The 713-nt window shown below is 66.1% G+C and carries 1 protein-coding gene; it reads left to right on the top strand.

Annotated features, from left to right (window positions below; all coding sequences use genetic code 11):
- A partial coding sequence (locus L6Q67_RS23750; RefSeq protein ID WP_296576044.1) for a cadherin repeat domain-containing protein occupies positions 1-713 on the top strand: 713 nt, incomplete at both ends.

Raw genomic sequence — 713 nt, 5'->3', positions numbered from 1 at the left:
GCGTCACCCCGGTGAATGACAACACGCCAACGATCACCAGCAACGGTGGCGGCGCGTCGGCGTCGGTCTCCATCGCCGAGAACACCCTGATCGTCACCTCGGTGACGGCCACCGACGCCGACCTGCCTGGCGACACGCTCACCTACGACATCTCCGGCGGTGTCGACGCGGCCAAGTTCACCATCGACAGCAACACCGGCGTGCTCCAGTTCATCGCCGCGCCCGACTACGAGAACCCCACCGACAGCGGCGCCAACAACGTCTACAACCTGACCGTACGGGTTTCCGACGGCACCAACACCGACACCCAGGCCATCGCCGTCACGGTGACCAACGTGGCGAGCGAGCTGATCGTCACCACCGCCGCCGATACCGCCGACGGCAACACCAGCAGCATCGCCAACCTCATCGCCAACAAGGGCGCAGACGGCAAGATCTCCCTCCGCGAGGCGATCACCGCCGCCAACAACACGGCCGGAGCCGACACCATCACCTTCGCGATCGGCAGCGGCGCGCAGATCATCAACCTCACCTCCGCGCTGCCGACGATCACCAGCGTCATCCACATCGAGGGCGATTCCCAGGCTGGTTTCACCGGAGAGCCGGTGATCGCGCTCAACGGCGCCTCGGCCGGGGCCAGCGCCATCGGGCTGCTCTTCAGCGGCAGTGGTACGGCGGGCAGTTCGGTCAAATACCTGGCGATCAGCAACTTC

Source organism: Zoogloea sp. (genome assembly GCF_023150065.1).
GTDB lineage: Bacteria > Pseudomonadota > Gammaproteobacteria > Burkholderiales > Rhodocyclaceae > Zoogloea.
This window is presented reverse-complemented; position numbering and strand designations above follow the sequence as displayed.